Annotated in this window: 16 protein-coding genes; 12 read left to right on the forward strand and 4 right to left on the reverse strand. The window is 69.7% G+C overall.

The window, feature by feature from the left end; all coding sequences use genetic code 11:
* The first annotated feature begins 45 nt into the window (after positions 1-45).
* From ACWF9G_RS27780 to ACWF9G_RS27810, 7 genes are all read left to right on the forward strand, one after another.
* The gene (locus ACWF9G_RS27780) at positions 46-843 is read left to right on the forward strand and encodes a LytR/AlgR family response regulator transcription factor (RefSeq protein WP_452518917.1); all 798 of its coding nucleotides are present in this window, start codon (positions 46-48) and stop codon (positions 841-843) included.
* A complete protein-coding gene (locus tag ACWF9G_RS27785; protein ID WP_452518919.1) occupies positions 840-1,205 on the forward strand; it encodes a hypothetical protein in 366 nt (121 codons plus the stop codon). Before ACWF9G_RS27780 ends, ACWF9G_RS27785 begins: the two co-directional genes overlap by 4 nt.
* A gap of 225 nt (positions 1,206-1,430) precedes the next feature.
* Positions 1,431-3,185 carry a sodium/solute symporter gene (locus ACWF9G_RS27790; protein WP_452518921.1) on the forward strand — a complete coding sequence of 585 codons (1,755 nt, stop codon included), beginning with the start codon at positions 1,431-1,433 and terminating at the stop codon, positions 3,183-3,185.
* 149 nt (positions 3,186-3,334) lie between these two features.
* Complete coding sequence (locus tag ACWF9G_RS27795; RefSeq protein ID WP_379083629.1) at positions 3,335-3,691, forward strand: DUF485 domain-containing protein; 357 nt, start codon at positions 3,335-3,337, stop codon at positions 3,689-3,691.
* Complete coding sequence (locus tag ACWF9G_RS27800; protein WP_379310143.1) at positions 3,688-5,322, forward strand: solute symporter family protein; 1,635 nt, start codon at positions 3,688-3,690, stop codon at positions 5,320-5,322. The genes ACWF9G_RS27795 and ACWF9G_RS27800 overlap by 4 nt, the downstream gene beginning before the upstream one ends.
* Positions 5,323-5,394: 72 nt before the next feature.
* The gene (acs, locus tag ACWF9G_RS27805) at positions 5,395-7,338 is read left to right on the forward strand and encodes an acetate--CoA ligase (protein ID WP_452518923.1); all 1,944 of its coding nucleotides are present in this window, start codon (positions 5,395-5,397) and stop codon (positions 7,336-7,338) included.
* A 58-nt stretch (positions 7,339-7,396) separates the two neighbouring features.
* Positions 7,397-8,029, forward strand: a complete 633-nt coding sequence (locus ACWF9G_RS27810; RefSeq protein ID WP_452518925.1) for an LON peptidase substrate-binding domain-containing protein — start codon at positions 7,397-7,399, stop codon at positions 8,027-8,029.
* A 6-nt stretch (positions 8,030-8,035) separates the two neighbouring features.
* Here the strand turns inward: ACWF9G_RS27810 and ACWF9G_RS27815 are convergent, their stop codons facing one another.
* Positions 8,036-9,010: an NAD(P)-dependent alcohol dehydrogenase gene (locus ACWF9G_RS27815; protein WP_452518927.1), complete on the reverse strand. Its 975-nt coding sequence runs from the start codon at positions 9,008-9,010 to the stop codon at positions 8,036-8,038.
* 175 nt (positions 9,011-9,185) lie between these two features.
* Between ACWF9G_RS27815 and ACWF9G_RS27820 the strand changes: the two genes are divergently transcribed.
* Complete coding sequence (locus ACWF9G_RS27820) at positions 9,186-9,605, forward strand: QcrA and Rieske domain-containing protein (protein ID WP_452518929.1); 420 nt, start codon at positions 9,186-9,188, stop codon at positions 9,603-9,605.
* Here ACWF9G_RS27820 and ACWF9G_RS27825 read toward each other — a convergent pair whose 3' ends face one another.
* The gene (locus tag ACWF9G_RS27825; protein ID WP_379309846.1) at positions 9,606-10,076 is read right to left on the reverse strand and encodes a VOC family protein; all 471 of its coding nucleotides are present in this window, start codon (positions 10,074-10,076) and stop codon (positions 9,606-9,608) included.
* Between the two features lie 154 nt (positions 10,077-10,230).
* Between ACWF9G_RS27825 and ACWF9G_RS27830 the strand changes: the two genes are divergently transcribed.
* The gene (locus ACWF9G_RS27830) at positions 10,231-11,085 is read left to right on the forward strand and encodes an LLM class F420-dependent oxidoreductase (protein WP_452518931.1); all 855 of its coding nucleotides are present in this window, start codon (positions 10,231-10,233) and stop codon (positions 11,083-11,085) included.
* Between the two features lie 4 nt (positions 11,086-11,089).
* Here ACWF9G_RS27830 and ACWF9G_RS27835 read toward each other — a convergent pair whose 3' ends face one another.
* Both ACWF9G_RS27835 and ACWF9G_RS27840 read right to left on the reverse strand, forming a co-directional pair.
* Complete coding sequence (locus ACWF9G_RS27835; protein ID WP_379309848.1) at positions 11,090-11,785, reverse strand: hypothetical protein; 696 nt, start codon at positions 11,783-11,785, stop codon at positions 11,090-11,092.
* Positions 11,782-12,735: a hypothetical protein gene (locus tag ACWF9G_RS27840; RefSeq protein ID WP_379309849.1), complete on the reverse strand. Its 954-nt coding sequence runs from the start codon at positions 12,733-12,735 to the stop codon at positions 11,782-11,784. The genes ACWF9G_RS27835 and ACWF9G_RS27840 overlap by 4 nt, the downstream gene beginning before the upstream one ends.
* 85 nt (positions 12,736-12,820) lie before the next feature.
* On the opposite strand from ACWF9G_RS27840, the gene lspA reads away from it, so the two are divergent.
* The 3 genes from lspA to ACWF9G_RS27855 all read left to right on the forward strand — a co-directional run bounded on the left by lspA (position 12,821) and on the right by ACWF9G_RS27855 (position 15,171).
* Positions 12,821-13,438 (forward strand): signal peptidase II, encoded by a 618-nt coding sequence (gene lspA / locus ACWF9G_RS27845; RefSeq protein ID WP_452518933.1) that lies wholly within the window; start codon positions 12,821-12,823, stop codon positions 13,436-13,438.
* 73 nt (positions 13,439-13,511) lie between these two features.
* Entirely contained in the window at positions 13,512-14,438 is a 927-nt protein-coding gene (locus tag ACWF9G_RS27850; protein WP_452518935.1) for an RluA family pseudouridine synthase, read from the forward strand.
* Complete coding sequence (locus tag ACWF9G_RS27855) at positions 14,431-15,171, forward strand: hypothetical protein (RefSeq protein WP_452518936.1); 741 nt, start codon at positions 14,431-14,433, stop codon at positions 15,169-15,171. Before ACWF9G_RS27850 ends, ACWF9G_RS27855 begins: the two co-directional genes overlap by 8 nt.
* Positions 15,172-15,212: the final 41 nt, after the last annotated feature.

A 15,212-nucleotide genomic window follows, 5' to 3' on the forward strand; every position in this document is an offset into this window, starting at 1 on the left:
ATACCGTCCTCGGCGATCGCGGGCGGCGGTTACCATGGACAGGCTGTGACCTGGAACACCGATGAAACCCCGACCGCTCTGCGGGTGCTCGCCGTCGATGACGAGAAGCCGGCGCTCGATGAGCTGGTGTATCTGCTGAGCACCCAGAGCGGGGTCGGGGAGATTCATCGGGCGGGTGAGTCGACGAGTGCGTTGCGGTTGTTGCGGGCGCATCCGATCGACGCGGTGTTTCTCGATATCGATATGCCGGGGCTCACGGGGATGGAGCTGGCGGGGATTCTGTCGGAGTTCGCCGAGCCGCCCGCGGTGTTGTTCGTGACGGCGCATGACGATCACGCGGTGGCCGCGTTCGATCTGGGGGCGGTGGATTACCTGCTGAAACCGTTGCGGGCGGCGCGGCTGGCCGAGGCGGTGCGGCGGATCGTCGGCGCCAGGGTGTCGGTGCAGGCCGCGGCACCGCCGGAGCCCGCGCATCCGAGCGAGGTGATTCCGGTGGAGCTCGGCGGGGTGACCACCTTGGTGAACCGGGCCGATGTTGCCTGGGTCGAAGCCGACGGGGATTACGCACGGCTGCACACCGGCACCGGCTCGCATCTGGTGCGGATCCCGCTCTCCGCGCTCGAATCACGGTGGGAGGATGCCGGATTCCTGCGCGTGCACCGGTCGTACCTGGTCGCGTTGCGGCTGGTCACCGGGCTGCGCACGGCGGGTAACGGCACGGTGGTGTGCCTGCGTGCCGAAAGCGCGGCCGGTGCGGTGGAGCTGCCGGTGAGCCGGCGTCAGGTGCGCGAACTCAAGCAGCGGCTGGTGCACGGTCCGCGACAGAACTGGTCGCAGAGGTGACAGCTCCGCAGCGCCCGCCACGGGAACGGGTGGTGCTGGCGCAGCGGCGTGGGGCGCGTCAGGTGCGTACCCGCACCGAGGTGGTCGAGCAGACAGATCTCGGCGCGGCACTGATCGGTGGACTGATCCGGGCGCAGCTGGGTCTCGCTCTGCGCCTCGGGCTGGTCGTGGTCGCCGGGTTCGGCGCGTTACCCGTGCTGTTCAGCATCGACGCGATCGCCGAGACGACGGTCGCCGGTATCCGCCTGCCCTGGCTCGTCCTCGGGGTGCTGGCCTTTCCGTCGCTGTACACGGTCGGCCGGGTGTACGTGCGTCTAGCCCAACGCAACGAGGACGACTTCCTGGAACTGGCCGGGGACTGAAACGATGCCTCCGCACCGGCCCACCACACCGCATGGTCACGTCCGCATCGGCCGAGCACCCGGATCGCGCCTGTCGCCGGGTCGGCCGACCACCATCGTGAGCACCACCCCATCGGTTCCAGCGCCTCGACGCACTGCACGCGGCGGAGGGGTGATCGAGGGCGAGGCCCCACCGCTCGCCGCGGCCAGGTCGAGGGTGCGCGGCGCGACGACAGCGAGCGAGCGATGAGTCCCGACAACCCCGCGCTCACTGTCGCCGCCCTCCTGATGGCCGCACTCGCCACCGTGGGGATCGGGTTCTACGGAGTTCGCCTGTCGCGCACGACTTCCGACTTCCTGGTCGCCTCACGGACAGTGGGCTCGCGGTGGAATGCGGCGGCGATCTCCGGCGAGTACCTTTCCGCTGCTTCCTTTCTCGGTGTAGCGGGGCTCATCGCCAAATATGGTGCCGATGCGCTGTGGTATCCGGTGGGCTTCACCGCAGGCTACCTCGGCCTGTTGATGTTCGTCGCCGCGCCGCTACGCCGATCGGGCGCCTACACCGTGCCCGATTTCGCGGAGTTCCGCCTCGGCTCGATCCGGTTGCGGCGCATGGCCGCCGGACTCGTGGTGCTGGTGTGCGCGGTGTATCTGATCCCCCAGTTCCAGGGCGCCGGGCTGACGCTGCACATCCTGCTCGGGGCGCCGCACTGGGTGGGCGCGGTCGCGGTCGGGGCGATCGTGCTGGCGAATGTGATCGGCGGCGGCATGCGGTCGGTGACGTTGGTGCAGGCGTTCCAGTACTGGCTGAAGCTGACGGCGGTGGCGGTGCCCGCGCTGGTACTCGGCCTGCATTTCCTCGCCGACGAACGGCCGGTCGGCACCCCGGCGCCGCCGCTGGTCGACCAGCGCACCACGGTCGACATCTCCACCGACGTGGTGGTGCACCTGGATGTTTCACAGCAGGTGACCGTCACCGGCACCCTCGATGGGCGCACCGAAGACGGGCCGGTCCTGCTCACGCCCGGCAACCACACCCTGGCGGCGGGCACCGAACTGGTCCTCGAACCGGGGTCGGCGGTCCCGGTGGTCGCCGGCGCGCCCGCCGACGGCGCGAGCTGGGTCGCCGCGGGCGGCGGATTCGGTGGCGAACATCCGCAGTATCAGGTGTTCTCACTGATCGTGGCGACCTTCCTCGGCACCATGGGTCTGCCGCATGTGCTGGTCCGCTTCTACACCAACCGGGACGGCCCCTCGGCCCGCCGGACCGCGCTGACCGTGATCGGGCTGGTCGGCCTGTTCTATCTGTTCCCGATCCTGCTCGGCGTCTTCGCCCGCCTGTACGTGCCGCAATTGCTGATCACCGGGGCCTCCGACGCCGCGGTGGTCCTGCTGCCGGGGGCGGTGCTCGGTGGACTCGGCGGGCAGCTGCTCGCCGCCCTGGCCGCCGCGGGTGCGATCGCGGCGTTCCTGTCCACCTCCTCGGGCCTGCTGGTCAGTCTCGCCGGCGTGCTCAGCACCGACGTGCTGCGCGGCCGGATCCGGGACTTCCGCGCCGCCGCACTCGTCGCCGGGCTCGTCCCGCTGACACTGGCGCTGACCGTCGCCTCGCTCGACCTGTCCCGCACGGTCGCGCTCGCGTTCTCGGTGGCCGCGTCGACCCTGTGCCCACTGCTGGTGCTCGGCATCTGGTGGCGCGGGCTGACCGCGGCGGGCGCGGCCGGCGGGCTGCTCACCGGCGGGATCACCGCGGGCGGCGCGACCGTGCTCGCGGTACTGGGCGGGGTCTCCCCCGAGCTGGCCGGCGGCTGGGCGTCGGCGATCGTCGACTATCCGGGCGCGGTCAGCGTGCCGCTGGCGTTCGCGGTGACGATCCTGGTCAGCCTGCTGACGAAGGGTCAGGACACACGGACGATCGCGGGGATCTTCCTGCGCATGCACGCGCCGGAACGACTCGGCATGAGCGCGGACCGCGACCCGGAAACCGCCGCCCACCGGTGATCTTGCGCTGACCGTTCGTCGCGCGAGAGCGACCGTTCACCGCACGAGCGACCACCTTCACCGAGTGACCCACGCCACACCATCCCGCGCACATACTCGGCCCCTTACGGTCATCCCACGCACGACCCCCTCACGCTAGGACCACAGGCATGACCGAAACCGACACCGAAGAAGCGCCCGACCGGCGCACGCCGAGTGCCGACGAATGGCTTGCCGTGCAGGCGAGCCCGCAGTTCCAGGATCTGCGCAACCGCCTGCGCCGCTTCGTCTTCCCGATGACCGCGCTGTTTCTGGTGTGGTACCTGAGCTATGTGCTGCTCGGCGCGTACGCGCACGACTTCATGGCGACCAAGGTCTTCGGCAACATCAACGTGGGTCTGCTGCTCGGCCTCGGGCAGTTCGTCTCCACGTTCCTCATCACCGGGCTCTACGTCCGTTTCGCCAATCGTGAGCTGGACCCGCGCGCCGCGGCCATCCGCGAATCTCTCGAGGAGGGCCGGGCGTGAACATCCTCGCCGCGGATACGACGGTGGGTAACCCCCTCGCCAATATCGCCATCTTCGCGCTGTTCGTCGCGGTCACCATGGTCGTGGTGATCCGGGCCAGCCGCAACAATGCCAGTGCCGCCGACTATTTCACCGGCGGACGTGGCTTCTCGGGCCCGCAGAACGGCATCGCCATCGCCGGCGACTACCTGTCGGCGGCGAGCTTCCTCGGTATCGCCGGCGCGATCGCCGTCTACGGCTACGACGGGTTCCTGTACTCCATCGGGTTCCTGGTCGCCTGGCTGGTCGCGCTGCTGCTGGTGGCCGAAATGCTGCGCAACACCGGCAAGTTCACGATGGCCGACGTGCTCAGCTTCCGGTTGAAGGAAGGCCCGGTGCGCACCGCGGCCGCGCTGACCACCCTGACGGTGTCGCTGTTCTACCTGCTCGCGCAGATGGCGGGCGCTGGTGGTCTGGTCGCGCTGCTGCTCGACATCTCCTCGCGCGCAGGGCAATCAGTCGTGATCGCGATCGTCGGCGTGCTGATGATCGTCTACGTGCTGGTCGGCGGCATGAAGGGCACCACCTGGGTGCAGATCATCAAGGCGGTGCTGCTGATCGCGGGCGCCGCGCTGATGACGGTGCTGGTGCTGGCCAAGTTCGGCTTCAACTTCTCCGACATCCTCGGCGCCGCACAGGAATCGGTGAGCGAGTCCGCCAACAAGGCCGTCGCCGCGCGTGACGTGCTCGCGCCGGGCGCCCAGTACGGCGGCAGCGAAACCTCGAAGCTGAACTTCCTGTCGCTCGGCCTGGCGCTGGTGCTCGGCACCGCGGGTCTGCCGCACGTACTGATGCGCTTCTACACCGTGCCCACCGCGAAAGAGGCTCGGCGCTCGGTGGTCTGGGCGATCAGCCTGATCGGCGCGTTCTATCTGTTCACCCTGGTGCTCGGCTACGGCGCGGCGGCCATCGTCGGCCCGGACAAGATCCTCGCCGCGGCAGGCGGGCAGAACTCGGCGGCGCCGCTGCTGGCGTTCGAACTGGGCGGGGTGATCCTGCTCGGCGTGATCTCGGCGGTCGCGTTCGCGACGATCCTCGCCGTCGTGGCCGGTCTGACGATCACCGCGTCGGCCTCGTTCGCCCACGACATCTACGCCAGCGTGCTCAAGAAGGGCAATGTCGACGAGCGCAAGCAGGTGCGGGTCTCGCGGATCACCGCCGTGGTGATCGGTGTGCTCGCGATCGGGCTCGGCATCCTGGCCAACGGCCAGAACATCGCGTTCCTGGTGGCGCTGGCGTTCGCGGTGGCGGCGGCGGCGAACCTGCCGACGATCCTGTACTCGCTGTTCTGGAAGCGGTTCAACACCACCGGCGCGCTGTGGTCGATGTACGGCGGCCTGATCTCGACCATCGTGCTCATCGTGTTCTCCCCCGCGGTGTCGGGCACCAAGACCTCGATGATCACCGGGACCGATTTCCACTGGTTCCCGCTGTCCAACCCCGGCATCGTGTCCATCCCGCTGGCGTTCGCGCTCGGCGTCGTCGGCACCTTCGCCGGTGGCCGTGGCGAGCAGGTCGACACGGCCAAGGCCGCCGAGATGGAAGTACGAGCGCTCACCGGTGTCGGTGCGGAGAAGGCGATCTCGCACTGAGGCCGTCCTGCCCGGGCCGGTGGTGACCCCACCGGCCCGGGCCTTACCCCTGTTGTCAGAAGGAGATTTCTCGTGACCGGTGCAGTCACCGACCCCACCCGACCCGACCACGCGACCAGCTATCCGCCCGCGGCGGAGTTCGTCGCGCAGGCCAATGCCGACGCCACGCTCGCCGAGCGGGCACTGACCGATCGCGACGGTTTCTGGGCCGAGCAGGCGAACCGGCTGCACTGGCAAACGCCGTTCACCCAGGTGCTGGACTGGAGCGAAGCCCCGGTCGCGCGCTGGTTCGCCGACGGTGAGCTCAATGTCGCCTACAACTGCGTCGACCGGCATGTCATCGACGGGCACGGCGACCAGGTCGCGATCCATTGGGAGGGTGAGCCGGGCGATTCCCGCGACATCACCTATCAGGAGCTGCTCGACGACGTATCACGAGCTGCCAACGCTTTCACCGCGCTCGGGTTGGTGGCGGGCGATCGGGTCGCGGTGTACATGCCGATGGTGCCCGAGGCGATCGTGACCATGCTGGCCTGTGCGCGTGTGGGTCTCACCCATTCGGTGGTGTTCGCCGGCTTCTCGCCGACGGCGCTGCGCCAGCGGGTCGACGACGCGCAGGCGCGGTTGATCGTCACGACCGACGGGCAGTGGCGGCGCGGGAAACCCGCGCCGTTGAAGTCGGCGGTCGACGAGGCGCTGGGCGACGATCCGACCTCGGTCGAGCATGTGCTGGTGGTGCGGCGCACGGGTCTGGATGTGCCGTGGACCGAGGTTCGTGATCTGTGGTGGGACGAAACCGTTTCTCTCGCTTCGCCTTCGCACGAGGCGCAGCCCTTCCCCGCCGAGCACCCCCTGTTCATCCTCTACACCTCCGGCACCACCGGAAAGCCCAAGGGGATCCTGCACACCACCGGCGGCTACCTCACCCAGGCCGCCTACACCCACCACAACGTCTTCGACCACAAAGCAGGCGACGACGTCTACTGGTGCACCGCCGATATCGGCTGGGTCACCGGCCACAGCTACATCGTCTACGGACCACTGGCCAACCGCGCCACCCAGGTCGTCTACGAAGGCACCCCGAACTCCCCCACCGAACACCGCCACTTCGAGATCATCGAAAAATACGGCGTCACCATCTACTACACCGCGCCGACGCTGATCCGCACCTTCATGAAGTGGGGCCGCGAGATCCCCGACGCCCACAACCTGTCCACCCTGCGACTGCTCGGCTCCGTCGGCGAACCCATCAACCCCGAAGCCTGGCGCTGGTACCGAGACGTCATCGGCGCCAACAAGACCCCCATCGTCGACACCTGGTGGCAAACCGAAACCGGCGCCATCATGATCTCCCCGCTGCCCAGCGTCACCGCCACCAAGCCCGGCGCCGCCACCGCACCGCTGCCGGGGATCTCGGCGAAGGTCGTCGACGACGACGGCACACCGCTGGGCAACGACGCCTCGGGTCTGCTCGTGCTGGATCAGCCGTGGCCGTCGATGCTGCGTGGCATCTGGAACGACATGGATCGCTACCGCGAAACCTATTGGCAGCGTTTCGCTTCCGAGGGCTGGTACTTCGCCGGTGACGGCGCCAAGCTCGACGCCGACGGCGACCTGTGGATCCTCGGACGCGTCGACGATGTCATGAACGTCTCCGGACACCGCATCTCCACCGCCGAGGTCGAATCCGCGCTCGTCGGGCATCCGGCCGTGGCCGAGGCCGCCGTGGTCGGCGCGAGCGACGCGACGACCGGTCAGGGCATCGTCGCCTTCGTCATCCTCACCGGGTCGGCAGCACCGGACGACACGCTGGTCACCGAGCTCAAGGCCGCTGTCTCGGTGGAGATCAGCCCGATCGCCCGGCCGCGCGAGATCCATCTCGTGCCGGAACTGCCCAAGACCCGCAGCGGCAAGATCATGCGCAGGCTGCTGCGCGACGTCGCCGAGGGCCGCGAACTGGGCGACACCTCCACCCTGGTCGACCCGACCGTGTTCGAGGCGATCGCGAAGGGATGATCAGCGGGCGAGCATGTCGGATCGGCACGGCACGCGGGATAGCGGGCATGCTGTGACGGTGGAGATTCCTATGTTTCCGCTCGGGGCGGTCCTGCTGCCCGGCGAGCCGCTGTCGCTGCAGATCTTCGAACCGCGCTATGTCGCGCTGGTCGAGGACTGCCTCGACGGACGCCGGGAGCCGGAGTTCGGCGTCGTTCTCATCGCGCGCGGGCACGAGGTCGGCGGCGGTGACGTGCGCACCGATGTCGGCGTCGTCGCCCAGATCACCGACGTCGTCGAACTGTCGGGCTCGCGGTTCCGGCTGCGCTGCCTCGGCGGCGACCGTATCCGCGTCGACCAGTGGCTCACCGACGCGCCATATCCCCGTGCCGAGGTGCGGGTGTGGCCGGACGAAGTGGGCGCCGACGATACCGATCTGCTGGCGGACCTGCGCAAACGCGCCGACCGCCTGCACACCCTGACCGCGCAGCTCGCCCGCCGCTCCGGCATCCGGCGCCCACCGCCGTCGGCGTCGCTGGAGGACCTCTCCGACGACCCGACAACCCGCTCCTACGAGCTGGCCGCCCGCCTGCCGATCGGCCCCACCGATCGCCAGGCGGCGCTGTCGGCTGCGGACCCGCACATCCGGTTGGCGAACCTCATCACCGCGGTCGACGACGCGATCGCGATGATGGAGTTCCGGTTGCAGTGATCGCGCTCAGCCGACGGTGATGGCGATCTTCGCCCTGGCGTGTTCGGTTTCCATGTAGTGAATCGCGGCGGGGACTTCGTCGAGAGGGTACGTCCGGTCGATGATCGGACGTACCTTGCCCGTGTCGACGAGTTCGCGGAGTTCGGCGAGTGCTTCGCGGCTCTGCCGTGCGAGCGGGACCCGGATCGCCGGGCGCACGAACGGGCGGCTCAGCTGGGCGCGGGCCATCAGTCCGATCGGACCGAATGTGGTTCCCCCGCTGTAGTTCCCGCCGCCGGACAGCACCAGGGTGCCGGTCGGCTCGACCAGGCGCAGCAGCTCGCGCAGGGCGCGGCTGCCCGCCAGGTCGAGCACGGTGTCGTAACGTCCGGTCACCGTGTCGCGGGTGTAGTCGACCACCTGGTGCGCACCGAGTTCACGGATCAGGCCGACATTGCGGGTGCTGCACACCCCGGTCACCTCCGCGCCCGCGGCGAGCGCGATCTGCACGGCGAAGGTGCCGACACCGCCGGAGGCACCGATGATCAGCACCCGCTGCCCCGCCTCGACGTCGCGCAGCAGGGTCAGCGCGGTATTGGCGGCCAACGGCAGCGTCGCCGCCTCTTCGAAGGTCAGCTTCGCCGGTTTCGGGCCGACCACCGACCCGTCCACCGCGAGGTATTCGGCGAACGCGCCGCTGATCGATTCCCCGTACACCTCGTCCCCCGGCCGCAGATCGGTCACCCCCGCCCCGACCGACTCGACGATCCCCGCGAAATCGCCGCCGTTGATCGGCTGCGCCGGCCCGCGCCGCGCGAACACCGACCGATCCATCCACCGCGCGATCAGCGGATCGCCCCGCATGACATGCCAGTCCCGCGCGTTCACCGAGGCCGCCCGCACCCGGACCAGCACCTGTCCCTGCGCCGGCTCCGGCCGCTCGACCTCCGCCACGCTCAACATCGCCGATGAGCCGTATACCCGCTGCACGATCGCCTTCACCTGCGTGACAGTAAGCCCGCCTGCCACCTACCCACATCAGGGAATCCCCCGAGGTCTCCACTGATTCGGCGCGGGTTCGAACCCGGGGCGGGTGGGTCACGTTGAAACGGTAAGGAGCGGGTCGGATTCGGCCGACCGGTGGCTCATAGCGACAGTTGTGATCGGAGTTCCACCAATGACCAGCAATGAGATGCGGATCGATCGCAGGACGGCGATGGTCGGCGCCGGGGTACTCGCGGCGGCCGCGACGCTGACCGCCTGTTCGGCTGAGAAGGACGGTGCGCCCGCGAGCGCGCAGGCGCCGGTGGGTGGGCCCGCGGGCGCGCTCGCCAAAACTGCCGACGTGCCGGTCGGTGGCGGGGTGATCGTCGGTGACACCGTGATCACCCAGCCGACCGCGGGCAATTTCGTCGGCCTGTCGTCCACGTGCACGCACGCGGGCTGCCAGGTCGGGAATGTCTCCGACGGCACCATCAACTGCCCGTGCCACGGGAGCCGGTTCGGGCTCGACGGCAGCGTCAGCGGTGGGCCTGCCACCCAGCCGCTGCCGGCGAAACCGATACGGGTGGAGGGTGATTCGATCGTGGCGGCCTGATCAGCCCGCCGCGTTCATCATCTCCTCCATGCGCCGCTGCATCTCCTCCTCCGACACGTCCTCGATGTGAGTGGCCACGGTCCAGCGATGGCCCCACGGGTCTTCGAAGGAGCCGCTGCGGTCGCCGTAGAACTGGTCGGTCATCGGGTTGATCGCGGTGGCGCCCGCCTCGAGAGCGGCCGCGAAGGCGGCGTCGGCGTCGGACACGTAGACCATCAGGTTGACCGGCGAACCGCCGACCTCTTTCGGATCGGGGAAACCGATGTCGGGCGCCGGGTCGCCGATCATGAGAACGGAGTCGCCGACGAGCAGTTCGCAGTGGGCGACGGTACCGCCGGGGCCGGGCATGCGCATGCGTTCGGTGGCGCCGAAGACCGCGGTGTAGAAGTCGATCGCGGCCGCCGCACCCGCGCACGAGAGGCCGGGACAGATACGCGGATAGCCTTCGGGGAAGGGGGAAACATCAGACATCGGATACCTCCGGGTCGAGGTTGATGCTCGGACGGTCCGAGCCTATTCCCCTCGCCCTGCCGGGGAAAGGCTGTCGGGTCCGCGGTCTTCCGGCAGGCCCGAAAGACTGATAGAACTTGTTTCAGTTTTGTTGTCTGATCCGGAGGGCCGGAACATGCGGTACGGGCTCGTGTTGTTCACCAGTGACCGGGGCATCACGCCCGCCGACGCCGCGCTGGCGGCCGAGAACGCCGGGTTCGACGCGTTCTACGTGCCCGAGCACACCCACATCCCGGTGGTGCGCGCCGCGGCCCATCCCCAGACCGGCGACGCGTCGCTGCCCGACGACCGGTACCTGCGCACCCTCGATCCCTGGGTCGCGCTGGCCACCGCGGCCGCGGTCACCGAGCGGATCACGCTGTCGACGGCGGTCGCGCTGCCCGCCGAGCATCATCCGATCACCCTCGCCAAGACCATCGCCTCGCTCGACCACCTGTCCGGCGGCCGGGTGGAGCTGGGCGTCGGATTCGGCTGGAACACCGACGAACTCGCCCACCACGGCGTCCCGCCGAAGAAGCGCCGCACCGTGCTGCGCGAGAACCTGGACGCGATGCGCACGATCTGGTCGCAGGAGGAAGCCGAATTCGAGGGCGAGTTCGTGCGTTTCGGGCCGAGCTGGTCCTGGCCGAAGCCGATCAGCCCGACCATCCCGGTCCTGCTCGGCGCGGGCGGCACCGAGAAGTCCTTCGGCTGGCTGGCCCGCCACGCCGACGGCTGGATCACCACCCCGACCGAGGGCGACCTCGGCGACAAGATCGCCCTGCTGCACCGGGTGTGGCGGGAAGCGGGCCGCGAGGGCACGCCGCGGGTGATCGCGCTCGCCGGACGCCACGATGCCGCCCAGCTCGCGCAGTGGGCCGAACTCGGCGTCACCGAGACCGTCTTCGGGGTGCCCGACCGCTCGGCCGACGAGGTGCGCGGCTATATCGCCCATCTCGGCGGCAAGCTCGCGGTACCCGTCACCGGGTGACGGCTCAGCCGCGCAGTTTGCGCACCTGCGCGGCGGTCAGGTCGGCCAGCACACCGGGGTCGACGGTTTCCGGCGCGGTCACCACGACCTGGACGAGGGTGTTGCCGACCTGGACCAGGGCCGTCGACGAGGTGAGCGTCAGGCCCTCGCTGTCCGCGGTGAGGGTGAAGGCCGAACTCGCGTCGCCTGCGGGCGGCTGGGTCAGCGCGGTGGTGCGGTAGTCGATGTGCACGCCCGCGTCGTCGCCGGAGTAGGTGACGCAGCGGCGAGGCTGTGCCTGCAGCGCGTCGAAGGCCGCGGACAGGGCGGCATCGGGATAGCTCGCGGCGTCGATATCGATGGTGGCGTAGCTCGGCCCGGCGAACTGGACCGACGCGGCGGCCGATGACCCCGGCCATTGTTCGGCGATCGGCGAGAGCAGGCGTCCGCAGTCGGGTGGGTCGGTCGGCGCCGCGGGCGGGACGGCGGTGTCGTCGGCGGGGGCGCGCGGTGGCACGACACTGAACTCCCCGGGCAGATCGCCCGCCGCCAGCAGGCTCGCCGACAGTTGCGCGGGATCACGGACGACCGTGCCAGAGCCCGGCGCCGCGGTGATCGCCGAGGGGAAAGACCCGGTGGATTCGTCGTCGGATCCGCACCCGGCGAGCACGGCGCACGCCGAGGCGGCCACGCTCGCGCGCAGCAGGGCCGAACGCATCATTCGGTCCAGGAAACGCGGGTCGACTGCGTCTGCACGAGGGTGCTCACGCTGCGCGAGTCACGGTAGATCTGCTGACCGCCGACCTCGATCGCCCCCGACACCGGAAGCGGTAGACCGAGGTCGACGGTGATCGTGCCGGTGCCCTCCATGACGTAACCGTCGATGTCGAGGGAGCCCGCGTCGTTGGGCAGCATCCAGACCTTGTCGGTCGGGGTCTGGCTCACCTGGAGATCGATGGTGAGCCGGTCGCCGTCGCGGCTGGTCAGGGTGGCCGTGGTGATCTGGTCGAGGGTGACGCCGCCGGTGATCTCCTGATGCACCGTCCACACCGCGCCGACGCCGACCGGCTCGTCGGGGAACGCGATCGAGCGGTACACGGCCTGATAGAAGGCCTGCTCCAGCGCCGCGCGTGCCGTGTTCGGGGTGTCGGGGGACGGCGCGAGACGCAGCTCGGTGATCGCGCCGAGGTCGCTCATCTCCAGGCCGGCGTGGGAGCCGTCGGCGGTGGTGAACGCCTTGTTCAGGGCCGGGTCGGGGGTGGTGACGGTGCCGACGGTGAGGTCGACGCCGTCCTCGCCCGCGCAGGCCGTCATCGGGATGGTCAGCGCGGCGGGCGAGAAATCGCGGGCTGGCTGATCGTTGACCTGCTGCTGGATGTGGTAGTCGGTGCGCAGCGTCACCTCCTGGGTGGTGCCGACCGCGTAGCGCGGACGCAGCAGATCGCGCGGCTCGTCGCCCGCCGACACCAGCGTGGTGACGGCCGCCGAGATCGGCACCGTCACTTCCTTACCGATGCCGAGCGGCTCGGTGCCCTCCACGTCGGCCGGCGACGCCGACCGGTCGGCGCACCCGGCGCCGAAGGTCGCGAACCCGAGCACGAGCGCCACGAGTAACACCCCGGGGCGCGCGATGCGGGGCAAGCGAGAACTAGACAACACCGTCACAGCCATCAGGGTACGACCGCTTCCTGAGTAACAGCTGGGACTCCCGGGCACCGCGGCGCAGCACCGATCGCCACTAGGGAATGATGGTCGCGTGAGTGAAGACCGGCCAACCGACAACGCTGGCGTTCCCGAGACCGGCGACGACGCAGCGGCACCGGCGACCGACGCCGCGCCGAAGACCGCAGGCGAGGCCAAACCCGCTGGTCCCCGCCGGTTGCCGATGCTGCTGATCATCGCGGTCGTGCTGTTCGGGCTAGACCTGCTGACCAAATGCCTCGCCGTCGCCCTCATCGATCCCGGCGAATCGGTGCCGATCATCGGCGATTTCGCGCGGTTCACCCTGGTGCGCAACCCGGGCGCGGCGTTCTCGATGGCGACCGGCATGACCTGGCTGCTGACCCTGATCGCCGCCGCGGTGGTGGTCGGCGTCATCCGGATCGGGCGCACGCTGCGCTCGCTGTGGTGGGCGATCGGCCTCGGCATGGTGCTCGGCGGCGCGCTGGGCAACCTGGTCGACCGGATCTTCCGTTACCCCGGCCCGCTGCAGGGCCATGTCGTCGATTTCGTCGCCGTCGGCTGGTGGCCGGTGTTCAACGTCGCCGACTCGGCCATCGTGTGCGGGGCGATCCTGCTGGTCGCGCTCACCGTGTTCGGTTTCGAACCGGACGGCACCCGCAGCGGTCGCAAACACACCGAGGAGACCGCATGACCGAGTCAGGGCCCGGAGGAGGCAGCGTGCGTAACCACGTAGGGCCCCTCGGGCATGCGCAGGAGGACGCAGCATGAGGGAAACCAGGACGATGCCCGTGCCCGACGGGCTGGACGGGATGCGGGTCGACGCCGGCCTGTCCCGGCTGCTCGGGTTGTCGCGCACGGCGGTGGCCGCGCTGACCGAGGAGGGCTCGGTGCAGCTCGACGGTGTCGCCGCGGGCAAGTCCGACCGGCTGACCGCGGGCGCCTGGCTGGAAGTGGTGTTCCCCGAACCCAAGCGGGAGCTGGTCGTCGAGGCCACCCCGGTGGAGGGGATGAAGATCCTCTACGCCGACGACGACATCGTCGCGGTGGACAAGCCGGTCGGCGTCGCCGCGCACACCGGCGTCGGCTGGACCGGGCCGACCGTGGTCGGCGGGCTGGCCGCCATGGGCTACCGCATCTCCACCTCCGGCGCGCACGAACGCCAGGGCATCGTGCACCGGCTCGACGTCGGCACCTCCGGCGTGATGGTCGTCGCCCAATCCGAACACGCCTACACGGCGCTCAAGCGCGCCTTCAAGCAACGCACGGTCGACAAGCAGTATCGTGCACTCGTGCAGGGACATCCCGATCCGAGCAGCGGCACCATCGACGCGCCGATCGGGCGGGCGCGCGGCAACGACTGGAAGTTCGCGGTCACCGCCGACGGGCGTCCCAGCGTCACCCATTACGACACGGTCGAGGCGTTCCAGTCGGCCAGCCTGCTCGACATCCACCTGGAGACCGGCCGCACCCATCAGATCCGGGTGCACTTCTCGGCCGTGCGCCATCCCTGCTGCGGTGACCTCACCTACGGCGCCGACCCGACCCTGGCCAAGCGCCTCGGCCTGGAACGGCAGTGGCTGCACGCCCGTCAGCTCGGCTTCCACCACCCCGCCGACGGTCGCTGGCTCGAGATCACCAGCGAGTACCCCGACGACCTGGCGAACGCCCTGGACGTACTACGCAATGCCTGACGACCCGCGGTCGTCCGAACCGGCGCCGGACACGGTGCCGGACGACCGCGGGGCCACCGAGCCCGGCTCGGAGCGGCGATCGCCCTGGCGTATCCCGCTGATCCTGGCCGCGGCGGTGGTGCTGGCCGTGGTCGTCGTGGTACTCGGCATCGTGAATCCGCGACCATCCACGGGTATCACGACCGATCGGCTCGGTCCGGCACAGGGCGAGCGGGTCGACGACTACCTGAACGAGTCGCGAAACTCGCTGTCCGGCAACGACACCGACCTCCATTGGGCCCTGGTGTCGTTCACCGACTACCTCACCCCGCAACAGATTCCGGCCGCCTCCGGCGGATTGCGGATCTCCGGCGTGATCCAGCACGTGCCGATCGACCGGGTGCAGACACCGGTGATCACCATCGCCACCCCGGCGGGCGACGAACCCGCGGTGAAATCCGCCGACGCCGCGGCGGGGCTGCTCGCCGCGCAGCGGTACCGCGATCAGCGCGGCGCCGATATCGCCCGGGTCACCGCGGCCAGGCTGCGCGAAGGCTGCGCGTGCACGGCCGGACTCGTGGTGCGCGGCACGCTCCCCCAATTGCGTGAGCTGGCAGCACAACCCGGCGTGCGGGCGGTGCAGGCACTGCCCGGCGACGCGATCGCCGGGCGTTTCGCGGTGTCGCCGTTGCTGCCGGAAGCCACCGACGTGATCGCCCCCGCCCCTGACGACGGGCCGGTTCCCGCCGAGTAGCCCTTCGGCCGAATTCCGCAATCAGCTCTGCTCAGCCGGGC

The organism is Nocardia sp. NPDC055029 (assembly GCF_053608525.1).